This window comes from Streptomyces sp. NPDC052396, assembly GCF_044593195.1.
In the GTDB taxonomy this organism is placed as follows: Bacteria; Actinomycetota; Actinomycetes; order Streptomycetales; family Streptomycetaceae; genus Streptomyces.
On the sequence record NZ_JBIUAW010000007.1, the window covers coordinates 358010 to 373467 of the forward strand.

Here is a 15458-nt window from a genome sequence, read left to right on the forward strand (position 1 = left end):
CCTGCTGCGGAAGGGGCCGAGGTGCCGGTACCACCGTGACCGGGTGGAGAAGCCGGCCACGGTGGAAGGTGTGGTGGAAGGTTCAGCAGTACAGGCTGCCACCCGGCGCCACGCCCAGGAGCTGGGTGAAGCGCTGGTAGTTGGTCACCCGGCTCTGGACCTGGGCGGGGTTGCGGCCGTCGCATTCCACGGCTCCGTTGATGCTGCGGATGGTCTCCCCGAATCCACGGCCGTTGACCATGGCCTCGTGCGGCGTCATGCTTCCGGGGCCCCGCTGGGTGTTCCAGTACCACAGCGCGGTCTTCCAGGACACGGCCGCGTCGTTCTGCACCAGATAGGGGTTGTTGAGCAGGTCGATGCCCAGGGCGTCACCGGCCGCCTTGTAGTTGAAGTTCCAACTGATCTGGAGGGGGCCGCGGCCGTAGTACGCGGACTGGCCGGCCGGGCAGCCATAGGGCTGGTTCCAGTCGCAGTAGTGCGGGTAGTTGGCGGTGTTCTGCTCCACGACATAGACCAGTCCGCCGGTCTCATGGGCGACATTGGCGAGGAAGGCGGCGGCCTCCTGCTGCCTGGTCTCCCTGCTGCCGGTTCCGGCGAAGCCCGGGTATGCCCTCAGCGCCGCGACCAGCCCGTCGTAGGTGTAGAAGGAGTTGCGGTTCGGGAACATCTGCTGGAACTGCGCCGCGCTCACCGGGAAGTCACCGGGCTGCGGGTCGCCGCCGCCCTGGCAGGTGTAAGGGCTCCAGTACCAGGTGCTGATGACCGGGTCATAGCCGGGATTGTCGTGCGTGGCTATGTAGTACTGGCCGTTGGTGTAGCGGACGACCGAGCCCGCCGGATACCAGCTGCCCGCGGTCCAGTTGGCCGCGCTGTCACAGCGGCCGGCGGCGCTCGCCGTGGCCGAAGGGGTCAGGACGGCCATGCCGATCAGGGCCAGAACGGCCAGCAGCAGGGCAGCGATGCGATTTCTTCTCACGGCGGCTCCTAGGGGGATTGGTGAGTGACGTCGCCATCGCGCAGTGAATAGCTCCGGCGAGTTTGCTGTCAACGCCAACCGTCATATTCGGCCCAACTCACTTCACTCATCAACCACTTCAGGACAAGTGCGGCCCCAGAGGGTTGCGGACAGGTCGATGGACGTGCCATCCATATATCCGGAGCCGGACGCGCGCCGATGAACTGCCGCTGTCCTGCGGCTTCTTGTGCCGGTGAGCCGCCTTGGCTCTTCCAGGTTGGCGTCCGATGTCTTACCGGCAAATGCAATGCGCACGGAATACCCCTGAACAAGGAGAGAACATGCGTGCATTGAGGCCCGCGCGATACGCGGCCACCATCCTGGCCGCCGCCGTCACCGGCATCGCCCTTGGCGCGGGACCGGCCGCCGCCGGTGTTCCGATCGGCCAGCCGATGAGCGGCAAGATGACCTACTACACGGACCGGGGCTATGGCGCCTGCGGGACGCCCATCGACGCCTCCTCCCAGGACCTGGTCGCGGTCCCGGCCGCCTGGTGGACCTCCGCCAACCCCAACAACGACCCCCTCTGCCAGGGGATTTCGGTCGAGGTCAGCTACAACGGCAGGACCGTCAGAGTGCCCGTCAGGGACAAGTGCCCCTCATGCGACCGGACCCATATAGACCTCAGCCAGCCGGCCTTCGCCAGGCTGGCGCCGCTCGACCGGGGTGTGATCAACGGCATCACCTGGAAGTTCGTCCGCTGACCGAGCCGTGCCACGGGGCGGGCGGATCCGGCTCGTCATGGGCGTGCCGCCCGGACGCCGTCAACTCCGCCCGTCACCACGGCCGTTACCACTGTGGCGAGCACGGGAAAGGCCGGCCGCGCCGGGCCGCTCCTCAGCCCTCGTCCAGCGTGCGCGGCTCCAACGGCCGTACCGCCGGCCCCTGCAGCACCGTGCCGTCCAGGCCGAACCTGGACCCATGACAGGGGCACTCCCAAGCCCGTTCCGCCGCGTTGAACGCCACCAGGCAGCCCAGATGGGTGCAGCGCGCCGAGACCGCGTGCGCCCGGCCGTCCTCGTCCCGGTAGACGGCGCACCGCCGGCCGCCCACCCGCACCACCGCCCCCGAGCCGGGGGCGATGTCCTCGGCGGAGTCCGCCGGGGCCGGCCGCAGCCGGTCGCCCACGAAGTGCCGTACCACCGACGCCTGGTGCTCCAGGAACGCGGGCGCCTCCCGCAGAGCGCTCCACAGCCGCCGTGGATCGTAGAGGTCCGCCCAGGGCGGCCGGTGCCCGGCGATCAGGTCGGTCAGCAGCCGGCCCGCCATCACTCCGCCGCTGATGCCCCAGCCGCCGAAGCCGGTGGCCACATAGGTGTGGCGGGCCCGCGGATGGAACGGGCCCACCAGCGGCACCGTGTCGGTGGAGTCGATGTCCTGGGTCGCCCAGTGATGGCGGATCTCGATACCGGGGAAGTGCTCCCGCGCCCAGCCCGCCAGCCGCCCGAACCGCTCGGCCACATCGGCCGTACCCGGCAGGAAGTGCTCCCCGGTCACGATCAGCAGCCGCCGCCCGTCCCGCCATGGAGCGGTACGCACCGAGCGCACGCCGTCCTCCCGGGTGATGAACATGCCCTGCGGATCCCGGTCCGCCTCGATCGGCGCGGCCACCACCAGCTCCCGGCGCGGGGACAGCCGGGCGAACAGCAGGGCCCGGTCGAAGACCGGATAGTGCGTGGCCACCACCACGTCCCGGGCGGTGACCCGGCCCCCGTTCTCGGCCGTCACCCGGCATGGCTCGCCCTCGCTCAGCCCGGTCACCCGGGTCCGCTCGTACACCGCGCCGCCCCGGGCCACCAGGTCCCGGGCCAGCGCCAGCAGGTACTTGCGCGGATGGAACTGCGCCTGGTCCTCCACCCGCACCGCCCCCTGGACCGGGAACGGCAGCCCGGTCTCCACCACATAGGAGGCCGGCAGCCCCGCCTGGGCGGCCGCGTTGGCCTCCTCCCGCAGCACCGCCCGGCCCGCCGGCTCGGTCACATAGGTCAGCGCGGGCCGCCGCTCCAGCTCACAGTCCACCTCCAGCAGCCCCGCCACCTCACGCACCCGCTCCACCGCCTCCTGCTGCGACCGCGCGTACAGCCGCGCCCCCTCCGGCCCCCGGGTCCGGCGCAGCTCCGCATAGACCAGGGTGTGCAGGGCGGTCACCTTGGCGGTGGTGTGCCCGCTGACCCCGGCGGCGATCCGGTCCGCCTCCAGCAGGACCACCGAACGCCCGGCCCGGGCCAGCTCCCAGGCCGTGCTCAGCCCGGCGAACCCGCCGCCGATCACCACCACATCGGTCTCCGGATGCGCGTCGGCGGCCAGCGGGGGATAGTCGGTGGCCTCGGAGGCGGACATCCAGTAGGACTCGGGAACACCCGTCAAGGCCGGGTCGCCGGAAGGATTCACCATGCGGGGACGGGTTCCCCCGGTGAGCGGGCCGATCCCCCGGCCCGGCACCGGGTTCCTTCGTTCGGCCCCGGCCCGCCGTTTGGCCACGCCCCGGCGGGGCACCCGGCGGCAAAGCCCCCCGGCCCCCAGGCGGAACTCATGACACCGAGCCACAGCCCCCGCGCGGCCGTCTTCGATGTGGACGGCACCCTGGTGGACACCAACTACCTGCACACCGTCAGCTGGTGGGAGGCGCTGCACCAGGCGGGCCACCGGGTGGCCATGACCGACCTCCACCACACCGTGGGCATGAGCTCCGACCGCCTGTTGGACCGCCTGCTCCCGGCCGGCCGCGACCGCGAACAGGACTCCGCCATCAGCGCGGCCCACAAGACGCTCTACGCCACCTGGTTCGACCGGCTGCCGGTCCTCGACGGAGCCCCCGAACTGCTGCGCACCCTCGCCCGGCAGGGCTGGCGGGTGGTGCTGGCCACCTCCGCCCAGGGCAGCGAACTGAAGGCGCTGCGCCGGGCCATCGGCGCCGAGGACGCCATCCACGCCGCCACCAGCGCCGATGACGTCCAGTCCGGCAAACCCGCCCCCGACGCGGTCCGGCAGGCCCTGGAGCAGGCCGGGGCGGAACCCGGACGGGCGGTGTTCGTCGGTGACACCGTCTGGGACGTCCAGGCCGCCGGCCGGGCCGGCGTGGACTGCGTGGCTCTGCTGTCCGGCGGCATCGGCCGGGCCGAACTCACCGAGGCCGGCGCCGTCGCCGTCTACCGGGACCCCGCCGATCTGCTGGCCGGCCTGGACGGCAGCCCGTTCGGCCGGACCGAGTGAGGACCCGACGACGCGAAGGACAGGCCATGCCCGATCCGTCCCCCGGCCGATTCCCGCCCCACCCGCTACGCCAGTACGCGCTGCTCGCCGACGGCGAGCGCGGCGTGATGATCGGGCCCGCCGGCGAACTGGCCTGGATGTGCGTGCCGCGCTGGGACTCCGAGGCCGTCTTCGCCACCCTCGTCGGCGGCAGCGGCGTCTACGCGGTCACCCCCGCCGGCCGGTATGTCTGGGGCGGCCGCTATGCGGAGGGCTCACTGATCTGGTGCAGCCGCTGGGTCACCGAGCAGGGCATCGTGGAGTGCCGGGACGCCCTGGCCTTCCCCGGCGACCCGCACCGGGCGGTGGTGCTGCGCCGGGTGACCGCCCACCGGGTCCCGGCCCGGCTCACCGTCCTGCTGGAACCCCGGGCCGGCTTCGGCCGGTACCCGATGCGCGGGGCGCACCTGGACCGGGACGGAGTGTGGACGGCCCGCGCGGGCGAGCTGCGGCTGCGCTGGACCGGCGGGGCCCGGGCCCGTCCGGACGGAGACCGGCTGACCCTGGACCTCACCGTGGACCCCGGCACCCACCATGACCTGGTGCTGGAGATCAGCGACCGGGAACTGCCCACGGCGCCGCCGGACCCCGGGCACTGCTGGCGGCAGACCATGGACGCCTGGCGGCAGGCGTGCCCGGCACTGGACGACACCATCGCTCCCCGGGACGCCCGCCAGGCGTACACGGTGCTGCGCGGACTGACGGGTACGGCCGGCGGCATGGTGGCGGCCGCCACCACCAGCCTGCCCGAGCGGGCCGAACAGGGCCGCAACTACGACTACCGCTATGTCTGGATCCGCGACACCAGTTACGCGGGCCAGGCGGCCGCCCGCGCCGGGGACCACCGGCTGCTGGACGGCGCCGTCCGGTTTGTCACCGAACGGCTGCTGGACGACGGGCCCCGGCTGGCCCCCGCCTACACCGTCGACGGCCGGCGTATCCCCGACCAGCGCCGCCTCGACCTGCCCGGCTACCCCGGCGGCTTCGACCTGGTGGGCAACCGGGTCAGCGAGCAGTTCCAACTGGACGTCTTCGGCGAGGCATTGCTGCTCCTGGCCGCCGCGGCCCGCGCGGACCGGCTGGACCCGGATGCCGCCCGGGCCGCCGACACCGCCGCCCAGGCCATCGCCCGGCGCCGGCACCAGCCCGACTCCGGCATCTGGGAACTCACCCCGCGCCACTGGGCCCACAGCCGGCTGACCTGTGCCGCCGGGCTGCGGGCGATGGCCCGTGCCCGGGCCCCCGGCGACCGCTCCGCGCGCTGGACCGCCCTGGCCGACGCCCTGGTCGCGGACGCCGCGGCGGACAGCCTGCACCCCTCCGGACGCTGGCAGCGCGCCCCGGACGACCCCGGCCTGGACGGTGCCCTGCTGCTGCCCCCGCTGCGCGGCGCGCTGCCCGCCGACGACCCGCGCACCGTGGCCACCCTGCGCGCCTACACCGCCGAACTGACCGACGACTGCTACGCCTACCGCTTCCGCCATGACGACCGCCCCCTGCAGGAGGCCGAGGGAGCGTTCCTGCTGTGCGGGTTCGTGGTGGCGCTGGCCGAACACCAGCAGGGCGAGGAGGCGGCGGCCATCCGCTGGTTCGAGCGCAACCGCTCCGCCTGCGGCCCGGCCGGTCTGTTCGCCGAGGAATACGACGTGGACCTGCGGCAGTTGCGCGGCAACCTGCCGCAGGGATTCGTCCACGCCCTGCTGCTGGAGTGCGCGGTGCGGCTCAACCGCCCCTGGTCCGACTCCTGATCACCGCTCCGGTCAGCGTTCCCGGGCGCGCCCGGGGCCGGGGCCGCCACGGCCGGGCGCGCCTCCGTCGCCGCGTAGCGCCCGACGTGCACCTGTCAATATGGCTCAAACCGCTGTCTGGTTATGATCGTCTGCCGGTTCGACGAACGAGGGACATATGCGCAAGACGGTCACCGCGACGGCCCTGCTGCTCACCGCCACCCTGCTGACGGGGTGCGGCGGCGGGGACGGCGGCAAGAAGGACAAGGGCTCCGACAGCGGCAAGAACACCGCCTCCACCGCGGCCAAGGCGCCCGCCGGGTCGCCGGGCCGTACGGAAAGCCACGAGGTGACCTTCGACATCAAGGGCACCGGCACCACGCAGATCTCCTACGCGTCCGACACCAACCACGCCGAGCAGGTGACCCTGCCCTGGCACAAGACCACCAAAGTCACCCTGGAGGGAGCGGAGTTGCGGGTCGGCATAGCGCTGTCGGTGGTGCCCGGCTCGACCCAGGACTCCGACGGGATGCTGCGGGCGGCCTCCTGTGTCATCACCGTGGACGGCAAGAAGGTCGCCGACAACCAGGACGGCAAGTCCAACAAGCCCTGCGAGTACACGCTCAAGTAGTGGACGGGTCCTCGCGGTTGCCGCGAGGACCCGAAGCCTCCGTCAGGAGATGACCTTGCCCGGGCACATCCGCTGCGCCCCGGACCGGCCCTTGAGCCTGGCGTCCACACAGCCGCCCGGCAGCCCGTCATGGGTCTTGGCGCCGAAGTTGGCGGTGACGGTCAGCGTGCCGTCCCCGAAGACGGTCCGCTGCACCGAGTGGTCGCCGGTCAGCCAGCGGAAGGAGGTCAGCCGCTGGGTTCCGGCCGCCTGGTGCAGCGGGGCGAAGTACTTCTGCAGTGCGGCCAGTTCCCGCAGGTTCCGCTCATTGCGCGGGTCCTTGTCGCTGAGCACGAAGTTCAGCGGGGTGTTGTAGAGCATGGCCAGCAGCGCCCGGTCCCGCTTCTGGTCCGGCAGTTTGCCGAACGGCAGCTCCCAGCGCTCGGCGTTCACCAGCGAGCCGTGCAGGGCCGTCTCATAGAGCGGCACCCGGTAGGCCGGGTCGTACATGGCCTTGAGGGCGTCGGCCACCCTGGCCCGGTGCTCGGGCTTGAAGTCGTCCACGCGCACCGGCTTGAAGAAGGTGGCCGCGGCCTGTTCGGGCGCATAACCGCCCCAGGCGCCATCGTCCTTGGGCTCATCCACCCTGCTGTCGAAGTGGCCGGTCTCCATGGCCCACAGCCGGCCGTCCACCGGAGTGCCCGAGCCATGATCGTAGGCCAGCACCTCGTTGGCCCAGGAGACGGCGGACTCCGAGCCCAGCACCAGGGGGTTGCGCCGCTTCGCGGACGGATCGTAGGTGCCGTCCGCCAGCCGCCTCATCCGGGCCAGCCGGTTGATGCGGTCCTGCGCCATGGTCATCGGGTGCTTCTCGTCGAAGTCGCGGAAGAGCTCACCGGCCGCGTCCACATCGAGGAAGTAGCTGTTGGCGCCGTTGGCCACCAGGGAGCGGGAGCGGTCGGCCAGATAGTGCTTGGCCGGCTCGGCCTGCTCGAATGCCTGGGAGCTGAGGTAGCAGCCCTGCTTGTGGAATCCGGGCTGCGGCGTGCCGTCGGAGCGCTGGACGCAGAACTTCGGGTAGACATCGTCGGGCCAGACCGAGTTGGGCGGGGTGTCGGCCGACTTCGGGCGGCCATTGGCGAAGGAGTCGTACGGCCCCACCAGATAGCCGGCGGCCTTGGCGGCCTTGACGTCCGCGCTGCTCATGGGCGCCATATCGGCGTCATAACCCAGCCACAGCCGGGAAACCCCCAGCTCCTTCAGGCGCTTGACGCCGGAGGCCGTGCGGGCCCCGCCCCAGGCATAGGCATGGAAGGCGCCCAGCAGCTTCCCGGTCTCCGGATTCCGCTTGATTTTCTCGCTCAGACTGCCCAACTGGCCGTGCTCGGAAAGCCAGTTGCGGTAGTCAGCGGCCGGAGCCACCGGGGAGCCGTCGGTGAGGGAGAAGGCCACGGTGTACTCCTGGGTGCCTTTTCCCCTCGCGAACTCATGCGCCGCCGTGGCCCGCAGCCGTCCGCCCTGGGAGGTGAAGGTCAGCGAGGAGCCGATGTCGGTGGGGGTGATATAGCTGACGCCATGCTGCCCGGAGCGCAGCGAGTAGCCCCACATGGGCATGGACAGCTGGGAGCTGATGTCCTGTTCCTCGCCCACCAGCCCGCCGTCGGCGGAGTTCCAGAACCGGTCGCCGACCGGCACGGACAGCCCCTCGCCGCGCGGGAACTGGATGGCCTCGGCGGCCGGGTCGGTGGCCGTCACCGGCCACTGCAACGAGGTGTTGCCACCGGTGGCGGTGAAGGTGACCAGCAGCCGGCCGTGCTCGGCGCGGGCCTTGGCCTTCAGGCCCTTGCCCTGGTACGACCAGGTGGCGCCCTGGTCCGTGACGGTCAGCCCGGTGGGCTTGCCGGGGGCCTGGGCCGCGGGAGCGGACAGCAGGAGGGTGCGGCCGTCGGCGGTACGGGCCTCGGCCTTCAGGGTGGCGGGATCGATGGTGGCGGTGCCGCCGCGCACCGGGATGTCGACACGGCCGTCATGGATCCGTACCTGCGCCGCGGCAGCGGAGCCCGCGGCGCCGATGGCGGTCTCCACGGTGGTGGCCGCCAGCGCGGTGGCGATGGCGAGAACCAGGACGGTGCGCCGGCCGTACCGACGGGACGGTCCTGCGATGGATGAGTTCCGGGTACCGGTGTTCATGGGACAGTGATACGGAGGGGGTCTAAGAAGTGTTTAAGAAACCCCCGGGGTCACCAACTCTCCACTGAGCGCCGGGAGATGACCGGAAGTCGGCCCCACTCGTGTGAGGGATCCCCGATGCCCCGTTCGCCTGCTTCGCTGGGTATATGCCCAAACATATGCCCCATCGTGTGTGGCTTCGGGCCCTGGTGCTTACGCTGGTCCTGGCGGCGGCCGTGCCCACGCTGACGACCGCCCCGGCCCGGGCGCGAACCCGGGCCGAGGCACGTGTCGGCTCCTTCCTGACCGCCTACCGCCGGGCCGTGCTGGGCCAGGGCGGCAACCCGCGCTCGGTACGCGCCGCCTATCTGACGGCGGACCTCAACCGGCGCCTGGACGCCTGGGCCAGGACTCACCGTCTGGACCCGGTCTTCCGCACCCGGACGGTCCCGGTGCGGTGGTCGACCCGGTACGAGGGCAGCGGCGCCGGCCACTCCTTTGTGATCGTCACCGAGCGATTGCGCGGCGGGGGCAAGCGTGAAGTCTGGTACCAGGTGCGGCTGTCCAGCTTGGTGATCTCGGATCTGGAGGATCCGCCGAGCTGAGCGCTGCGCTCAGTTCCAGGGGTTGGCGTTCTGGTCGTTGATATAGGTCCACATCCTGGTGTTGGCGGGCAGATCGCCGTACGCCCAGAACGACCAGCCGCCGGTCGAGCCCAGGTCCGGCCCGTAGTGGCCGTCATGGAACTCGGCGATCCGCCAGCCCGCGCCGAACTGGGCCTGGCAGACGCTGTCCGCGGCGGCCCGGCTGTTGAGGCGCGAGCCGCGCACGGGTCTGCTGGCGGCCACCGTGCCCTGCGCCCAGCCCTCGTAGAAGCCCGGGGTGATCCCGTCGGGCACCGGGCTGCCGTCCACGGTCAGGCAGAGCACCGGCAGCACCGCGCTCGCCGGGGTGTCGCCCTGGTAGGGGTTGCCCGCGTTGCCGGTGCCGACCCGCACCGTGCCGTCGGGGCCATCGGCCAGCTTGCCCCAGGTCAGCCCAGGGTGGGTGGCCGGACCGGCCGCGTCGGCGGGGGCGGCGAGGAGTGCGACGGCGGCCAGGGCGGCCGCACCGGTCAGGGAAGCGAGCTTGGACAAGCGCATGGCGGATCCTCACGGGAGAGGGATTCACAGGGCTCGGGCCGAGCATTCTGTACGCCCTTCACGCTTCCTTCACAGTCGCGATCCGGACATCTGTCACCCCTCGTCCGGCAGCGGGAAGCGGAAGCGGAACCGCGCCCCGCCGGACTCCGCACGCTCCGCGGTCAGTTCAGCGCCGTGCGCCCGGGCGATCTGGCGCGCCATGGCCAGGCCGAGGCCGGAACCGGGCAGGGCACGGGCCTGGTGGGAGCGGTAGAAGCGGTCGAAGACATAGGGCAGGTCCTCCTCGGCGATCCCGGGCCCATGGTCGCGTACCGTCAACTCGGCGCAGCCGTTCTCCTGGACCAGGCGGACCTCCACCAGCGCACCGGGCGGACTGAACTTGGCCGCGTTGTCCAGCAGGTTGGACAGCAGCCGGGCCAGCCGGGCCGGTACCCCGAGGACCGTGACCTCCGCCGCCACGTCCAGGGTGAACACCGCCTCCGGCCAGTGCCCACGGGCGTCCGCCACACACCGCCCGGCCAGCGGCCCCAGCCGCACCGGCTCCACCAACTGGCGCGGCTCCTCGTCCCGGGCCAGCTCGATCAGGTCATTGACCAGGCCGGTCACCTCGCGCAGCTGACGGCCCAGCGCCCCCGAGGCCCGGGCGCGCTGCTCCGGCGACAACCGCTCCGCGCGGGCCAGCAGTTCCACATTGGTGCGCAAGGCGGTGAGCGGGGTGCGCAGTTCATGGGAGGCGTCGGCGACCAGCCGCCGCTGGGCGGCCACCGCCTCCTCCAACTCGCCCAGCATGGTGTTGAAACTGGTGGCCAGGCTGGTGATCTCGTCCTGGCGCCGGGCCTCATAGGGCGGCAGCTCGATGCGGTGCGCCGGGTCGCGGGTGGCGGCGATGCGCTCGGCGGTGGCGGTGAGCCGGGTCACCGGGCGCAGCGCGGTACGGGAGGTGAAGTAGCCCAGCCCCGCCGCCAGCAGCACCCCGCCGCCGCCGACCGCGCCCAGCAGCAGCCCGGCCTGCTCCACCCCCTGGTCCACGGTGTCGGAGCGGGCCGCCACCTGCAGTGCGCGGCCGTCCCGCAGCGGGGTGGTGTACATCCGCAGGGCGTGTCCGCGCAGTTGGATGTCGCTGTAGTACGCGCCCAGGGTGCCGGCCGCCACCTTGCGGGTGGCTCCGGTGACCGGCAGCACCAGCCCGCCCTGCCCGGGCGCGGCCGGATCGGCCCGGACGATCTGGGCGCAGGCGGGGGAGGCGAGCCAGGCGCACTCCCCGTACAGCACCCCGGTCTTCTGGCCCCAGCTCTGCTGGGCGGCCATCCCGGCCTGCTGTTTGAGCTGGAGGTCGAGCTGGCGGCCCAGCTCATAGCGGATGACCACATAGGCGGCGCCCAGCACGCCCAGCGCGACCAGGGCGACGGCGGCCGAGGTGACCAGGGCGAGCCGGGTGCGCAGCGGCCGGCGGGCCAGAAACCCGCGGCGCGGCCGCCCGTTCGTCGCCTTCACCGCTGTCACCTCTCCGCCAGGCGATAGCCGATGCCGTGCACGGTGTGCAGCAGCCGGCCGCCCCCGCCGCTCTCCAGCTTGCGGCGCAGATAACCCACGTACACGGCCAGGGAGTTGGACTCCGGTCCGAAGTCGGCGCCCCACACCCGCTCCTGGATCATCTCGCGGGGCAGCACCTGCCCCGGGTGGCGCAGGAACAGTTCCAGCAGGGTGCACTCGGTGCGGGTGAACTCCAGGGCCACCTCGCCACGTTCACCGGTGCGGGTGCGCGGGTCGACCGTCAGATCGGCGAAGGACAGCAGCTCGCTCTCCGGTTCGGCGGGCGCCGCGCGCCGCAGCAGGGCGCGTACCCGGGCCAGCAGCTCATCCAGCGCGAAGGGCTTGACCAGGTAGTCGTCGGCGCCCGCGTCCAGGCCCGCGACCCGGTCGGAGACCGAGTCCCGGGCGGTGAGCACGAGGATGGGCGTACGGTCCCCGACCTCGCGCAGCCGCCGGCAGACGGCCAGGCCGTCCAGCACCGGCATGGCCAGGTCGAGGACGATCACCGCGGGCGGCTCCGCGGCGACCGCGGAGAGCGCCCGCAGGCCATCGGCGGCGGAACGGACGGCATAGCCTTCGATGGACAGACCGTCGACCACGGCCGCCCGTACCTCGGGATCGTCGTCCACGACGAGTACGGACGTGTCCGGTGTGGTGGAGGGGGTGCCTGGCACGGGTGGGGCCTCTCGCCGATGGATGTGTTTTGTGATCACACCTTCGCAGACGGGCCGCGGGATCAGTCGGCGGGCTGCCGGCCGCGCTCCTGGTCACGCTCTCGGTCACGCTCCTGGTCACCGAGGTGCTTGAGGGCCATGCGGGCGGCGACGATGGTCTCCCCGGAGAGCGTGGCCCACCAGGAATGGCAGGACACTTCGACGCTCAGCTCCAGGGCCCTGGCGCGCAGCGCCCCGACCTGCTCCCGCTCCTCCTCGGTCCATCCGGGACTGGCCGGACGGCGGGTGGGATGCCACCGCTCGGCCGGATCCGCCCACCCGTCGTGCGGCTCCACCGACCAGGGCAGGGCGCGCAGCAGGGCGGCCAGTTCGGCGTTGACCCGGTGGAGCTCCTGCTGGGTGTCGCGCAGGTCGGCGGGGAACTCATACTTTTCAGCCACGGCCGAAATGATACTCCTGTTCGAATTACGGCTGAGTGCCCCGACACAGGAGTGAGGTGAGGGAGGGAGCCGCCGCGAGACCGTCCTCATAGCCGAGGATCGCGGCGACACCTCGTACATCCGGGTCGAAGGGATCCGGGCCGAAGCCGGCGCGGGCGCGTTCGGACGGCTCCAGCAGCGTGGCACGCTCAAGGACCTGCCGGCGCTCCTCGGTCAGATACTCGGGCAGCTCCGGCATGGGGCGGAGCACGATCACCTGGTCGGCGGCCCCGGCGAGTTCGGCGTGGGTGAGGGAGAAGGTGCCGCCGTCGATGTAGTCCTCTCCCTCGATGCGCACCACCGGCCACAGCCCCGGAACGGCGCAGCTCGCGGTGAGGGCGTCCACCAGACCGACCCCTGAGGCACTGGTGAAGACGGTGCGGCTGCCGGTGGCGTGGACGGCGGTGATGTGCAGACGATCGCTGGGCCAGGTGTCGCTCCGGACGCGTCCGGCGATGGCGGCCCGGCGCCGGGCCGGATCGACCCCCGAACGCTGCCGGGACAGTTGCATAAAGCGCCCGGTCTTCGCCGCCGGAGAGGCCCCGCTGCCGTGCACGGCCAGGACGCCGGGAAGCACCTCGGCCAGGGCCACCGCCGGGGCGAGTTCATGGTTGCGGAGCGACTTGCGCACCATGGTGTTGAACTCGGCGCCCGCCGATCCTGCTTGGAGCACGGCGGCCGCCACCGCGGCGCCCGCCGAGGTGCCGATGACCTGGTCGGCGGTGTCCAGCCGGAGCACCCCCTGCTCCTCCAACGCCGCGAGCACCCCAGTGGTCCAGCCGATGCCGGCGAGCCCGCCACCGCCGAGTACCACGGCCGTTGAGTGTCCGGACACAGTATTGCTCCCCTCCCGCTTCCCGGTGAACCGCCCGCCGGCGGCTCGTGGTTCGAACGCTAAACTCCGACACCGGTGTCAGAGTCAAGCCAAGGGAAGCGGGCTTCAGATGCGGATGAAGGAGATGGTCGCCCGCACCGGCGTCCATGAGCGGCTGCTGCGCTACTACGAGCAGCAGGGCCTGCTCACGCCCGGACGGCTGCCGAGCGGCTACCGGGTGTATGCCGAAGGGGACGTGGAGGTGGTGCGCCGCATCCGCTGCCTGCTGGCAGCCGGTCTCCCGACAGCGGTGATCGCCCAGGTCCTGCCCTGCCTGACCGACGACGAGAGCGCCGTCGGGCTCGCTCCCGCCTGCCCCGAGCTGGTCGCCCGGCTCAGAACGGAGCGTGCGCGAATGACCGAGGAGATCAAGGTCCTGCGCAGCTCTCGCGCCACGCTGGACACCATCCTGTTGGCCGGGAACAGCTCCGCCGGCTGACGCCGGCCGCTGCCGGGACCTGCCCGCCCGGCCGCGGCCATCAGGGTGCGATCAGGGTGCGATCAGCACCTTCAGTGCCTCCCGGGCCGCCATCGCGCGGTAGCCGTCGGGGACTTCACCCAGGCCCACCGTGCGGTCGAAGACCCGGCCGGGCTCGATCCTGCCGTCCAGGACGTCCGGCAGCAGTTCCTCGATATAGGCGCGGGCCGGCGCCACGCCGCCGGTGAGGGTGAGGTTGCGCCGGAACATATCGGGCCCGACCGGCCCCTCCTCGTACTGCGGAACCCCGACCCGGCTCACCGTACCGCCGTCCCGCACCACACCGAAAGCCATCTCCAGGGCGGCCCTGGTGCCCACGCACTCCAGCACCGTGTGGGTGCCCTCGCCACCGGTCAACTCCCGTGCCCGCGCGATGCCTTCCTCGCCGCGTTCGGGGACCACATCAGTGGCCCCGAAGTCCCGCCCCAGATCGGTGCGTTGGGCATGCCGCCCCATGAGCACGATCCGCTCGGCGCCGAGCCGCCGGGCGGCCAGCACCGCGCACAGTCCGACGGCACCGTCACCGATGACCGTCACCGTGGTCCGGGCATCCACTCCGGCCATCACCGCACAGTGGTGGCCGGTGCAGAACACGTCGGAGAGGGTGAGCAGGGACGGCAGCAGGGCGGAGTCCTCTCCGACCGGGAGCTTCACCAGGGTGCCGTCGGCCAGGGGCGTCCGCACGGCCTCGCCCTGGCCGCCGTCCACACCGTCGGCGCCCCAGAAGCCGCCGCGCGGGCAGGAGGTGTGCAGCCCCTCCGAGCAGAAGCCGCAGGTGTTGTCCGCATAGGCGAAGGGGGCGACCACCAGGTCACCGGCTTTCAGCCCGGACACCTCCGGGCCGGTGTCCTCCACCACGCCCAGGAACTCATGGCCGATGCGGTCGCCCTGCTCGGTGACCGGTCGTGACCCGTAGGGCCACAGATCGCTGCCGCAGATACAGGAACGCACCACGCGCACCACGGCGTCGGTGGGGTCCTGCACGCGCGGGTCGGGGACGTCCTCCACCCGGATGTCCCCGGCACCGTAGATCAATGTCGCTCGCATAGCACTTGCCCGTTCCGGTATTCCTCATCGGTGACCCGCTCGCCCCACTCGGTTTCCGGGCCCCCGCCCTCGCCGGGGCCTTCCCACAGGGCCAGGTGGGTCATGAAGTGGTCGCGGGCGGCGCCGTGCCAGTGCCACTCACCCGGCGGCGTGTGAACGGTGTCACCGGGACGCATCACCATGACCTCGCCGCCGCGCGCCTGCACCAGCCCGAGTCCCTCGGTGACATGCAGGGTCTGTCCCACGGCGTGCCGATGCCAGGCAGTACGGGCACCCGGCGTGAAGCGCACCATATTGCCGCGCAACCTGGAGGGCGCCTGGCCGGCCGCGATGACGTCGAACCAGACGTCACCGGTGAACCAGTCGGCCGGGCCTTTGACGGTCGGCTTCTTCGGCAGCAATTCCATGGAGTTCTCCTTCTGGGGCGCTGCCGCCACTGCAATTGTCCGGCGGTGGGG

16 protein-coding genes are annotated in these 15458 nt (G+C 72.0%); 6 read left to right on the plus strand and 10 right to left on the minus strand.

What is annotated here, in order from left to right:
• Positions 1 to 82: 82 nt before the first annotated feature.
• Positions 83 to 976, minus strand: coding sequence for a glycoside hydrolase family 19 protein (locus ACIHFE_RS20770; protein ID WP_400108641.1), 894 nt, complete (start codon positions 974 to 976; stop codon positions 83 to 85).
• Between the two features lie 320 nt (positions 977 to 1296).
• Between ACIHFE_RS20770 and ACIHFE_RS20775 the strand changes: the two genes are divergently transcribed.
• Positions 1297 to 1719 carry a cysteine/serine endopeptidase inhibitor gene (locus ACIHFE_RS20775; protein WP_400108643.1) on the plus strand — a complete coding sequence of 141 codons (423 nt, stop codon included), beginning with the start codon at positions 1297 to 1299 and terminating at the stop codon, positions 1717 to 1719.
• A gap of 133 nt (positions 1720 to 1852) precedes the next feature.
• On the opposite strand, the gene ACIHFE_RS20780 is transcribed toward ACIHFE_RS20775, so the two are convergent.
• Positions 1853 to 3409: an FAD-dependent oxidoreductase gene (locus ACIHFE_RS20780; protein ID WP_400108645.1), complete on the minus strand. Its 1557-nt coding sequence runs from the start codon at positions 3407 to 3409 to the stop codon at positions 1853 to 1855.
• A gap of 138 nt (positions 3410 to 3547) precedes the next feature.
• Between ACIHFE_RS20780 and ACIHFE_RS20785 the strand changes: the two genes are divergently transcribed.
• The 3 genes from ACIHFE_RS20785 (at position 3548) to ACIHFE_RS20795 (ending at position 6625) form a co-directional block, all read left to right on the plus strand.
• Positions 3548 to 4228 (plus strand): HAD family hydrolase, encoded by a 681-nt coding sequence (locus tag ACIHFE_RS20785; protein WP_400108646.1) that lies wholly within the window; start codon positions 3548 to 3550, stop codon positions 4226 to 4228.
• A 26-nt stretch (positions 4229 to 4254) separates the two neighbouring features.
• A complete protein-coding gene (locus ACIHFE_RS20790) occupies positions 4255 to 6015 on the plus strand; it encodes a glycoside hydrolase family 15 protein (RefSeq protein WP_400108648.1) in 1761 nt (586 codons plus the stop codon).
• 157 nt (positions 6016 to 6172) lie between these two features.
• Positions 6173 to 6625, plus strand: coding sequence for a hypothetical protein (locus ACIHFE_RS20795; RefSeq protein WP_400108650.1), 453 nt, complete (start codon positions 6173 to 6175; stop codon positions 6623 to 6625).
• A gap of 42 nt (positions 6626 to 6667) precedes the next feature.
• On the opposite strand, the gene ACIHFE_RS20800 is transcribed toward ACIHFE_RS20795, so the two are convergent.
• The gene (locus tag ACIHFE_RS20800) at positions 6668 to 8794 is read right to left on the minus strand and encodes a glycoside hydrolase (protein WP_400108652.1); all 2127 of its coding nucleotides are present in this window, start codon (positions 8792 to 8794) and stop codon (positions 6668 to 6670) included.
• Positions 8795 to 8952: 158 nt separating this feature from the next.
• Here ACIHFE_RS20800 and ACIHFE_RS20805 point away from each other — a divergent pair, with 158 nt between their 5' ends.
• On the plus strand, positions 8953 to 9378 hold the full coding sequence (locus ACIHFE_RS20805; RefSeq protein ID WP_400108654.1) for a hypothetical protein: 426 nt from the start codon (positions 8953 to 8955) through the stop codon (positions 9376 to 9378).
• Positions 9379 to 9387: 9 nt separating this feature from the next.
• Here the strand turns inward: ACIHFE_RS20805 and ACIHFE_RS20810 are convergent, their stop codons facing one another.
• From ACIHFE_RS20810 to ACIHFE_RS20830, 5 genes are all read right to left on the minus strand, one after another.
• On the minus strand, positions 9388 to 9915 hold the full coding sequence (locus ACIHFE_RS20810) for a hypothetical protein (RefSeq protein ID WP_400108656.1): 528 nt from the start codon (positions 9913 to 9915) through the stop codon (positions 9388 to 9390).
• 93 nt (positions 9916 to 10008) lie between these two features.
• Positions 10009 to 11418 (minus strand): sensor histidine kinase, encoded by a 1410-nt coding sequence (locus tag ACIHFE_RS20815; RefSeq protein WP_400108658.1) that lies wholly within the window; start codon positions 11416 to 11418, stop codon positions 10009 to 10011.
• Positions 11415 to 12122, minus strand: coding sequence for a response regulator transcription factor (locus ACIHFE_RS20820; RefSeq protein WP_400108659.1), 708 nt, complete (start codon positions 12120 to 12122; stop codon positions 11415 to 11417). Before ACIHFE_RS20820 ends, ACIHFE_RS20815 begins: the two co-directional genes overlap by 4 nt.
• Positions 12123 to 12184: 62 nt before the next feature.
• Positions 12185 to 12562: a hypothetical protein gene (locus tag ACIHFE_RS20825; protein WP_400108660.1), complete on the minus strand. Its 378-nt coding sequence runs from the start codon at positions 12560 to 12562 to the stop codon at positions 12185 to 12187.
• 25 nt (positions 12563 to 12587) lie between these two features.
• Positions 12588 to 13436: a patatin-like phospholipase family protein gene (locus ACIHFE_RS20830; protein WP_400108661.1), complete on the minus strand. Its 849-nt coding sequence runs from the start codon at positions 13434 to 13436 to the stop codon at positions 12588 to 12590.
• 109 nt (positions 13437 to 13545) lie between these two features.
• On the opposite strand from ACIHFE_RS20830, the gene ACIHFE_RS20835 reads away from it, so the two are divergent.
• Positions 13546 to 13914: a MerR family transcriptional regulator gene (locus tag ACIHFE_RS20835; RefSeq protein WP_400108662.1), complete on the plus strand. Its 369-nt coding sequence runs from the start codon at positions 13546 to 13548 to the stop codon at positions 13912 to 13914.
• Positions 13915 to 13965: 51 nt separating this feature from the next.
• Here the strand turns inward: ACIHFE_RS20835 and ACIHFE_RS20840 are convergent, their stop codons facing one another.
• Together ACIHFE_RS20840 and ACIHFE_RS20845 are read right to left on the minus strand one after the other, a co-directional pair.
• Positions 13966 to 15000 (minus strand): zinc-binding dehydrogenase, encoded by a 1035-nt coding sequence (locus ACIHFE_RS20840; protein WP_400108663.1) that lies wholly within the window; start codon positions 14998 to 15000, stop codon positions 13966 to 13968.
• Positions 14985 to 15407, minus strand: coding sequence for a cupin domain-containing protein (locus ACIHFE_RS20845; protein ID WP_400108664.1), 423 nt, complete (start codon positions 15405 to 15407; stop codon positions 14985 to 14987). Before ACIHFE_RS20845 ends, ACIHFE_RS20840 begins: the two co-directional genes overlap by 16 nt.
• Between the last annotated feature and the right edge of the window lie 51 nt (positions 15408 to 15458).